Source organism: Abiotrophia sp. HMSC24B09, from assembly GCF_001815865.1.
Taxonomy (GTDB): Bacteria; Bacillota; Bacilli; order Lactobacillales; family Aerococcaceae; genus Abiotrophia.
Genome location: NZ_KV822206.1, coordinates 64,667 through 65,447, shown reverse-complemented (window position 1 = coordinate 65,447; position 781 = coordinate 64,667). Strand labels below are relative to the sequence as shown.

The window sequence follows — 781 nt, the reverse complement described above, 5'->3', positions numbered from 1 at the left end:
GTCTACACGTTTAACTGTCACTGGATCTGGGGTCCCGACATATTGTTTGTCTGGTGTAAAGGTGACAGAGCCATCTGAGTTGATGGTGTAGACACCGACACCTGGCACAGTCTTAGTTGGCTGCCCATCTTCAAAGGTCATTGGGCTATCCAAGTCGATTGGCACGGCTGAGTCACCTGGTGTGAAGACTGGAGTTCCTGTTTGTGGAACGCCTTGAACGCCGTTCGACGTAGCGTCAGTGCTTGTTGGTGTTACTTTCGTCACAGTTGGCGTGTACTTAGCAGTGACTTCAGTACCGTTCTTGTCCACACGCTTAACAGTAACTGGGTCTGGGGTCCCAACGTATTGCTTGTCTGGCGTAAAGGTAATCGTACCATCTGATTCAATGACGTAGGTCCCAACATTTGGAACTTTCTTAGTACTTGTGCCATCCTCGAAGGTCATTGGCTTGGTATCATCAAGTGGCACCAATGGATCACCCTCGGTGAATGTTGGCTTGCCCTTTTGTGGCTGGCCTTGAACACCATTCGATGTGGCATCAGTACTTGTTGGCGTTACCTTGGTCACAGTTGGGGTGTACTTAGCGGTGACTTCAGTACCGTTCTTGTCCACGCGTTTAACAGTGACTGGTGCTGGGGTCCCAACGTATTGCTTATCTGGGGTAAAGGTAATCGAACCATCTGGGTTAATGGTGTAGACCCCGACACCTGGCACCGTCTTAGTTGGCTGGCCATCTTCGAAAGTCATTGGACTATCCAAGTCGATTGGCACGGCTGAGTCA

At 50.2% G+C, this 781-nt stretch carries 1 pseudogene; it reads right to left on the bottom strand.

From position 1 onward, the window contains the following. Positions 1-781: pseudogene (locus HMPREF3093_RS09945) on the bottom strand (YSIRK signal domain/LPXTG anchor domain surface protein); the annotation flags it as partial.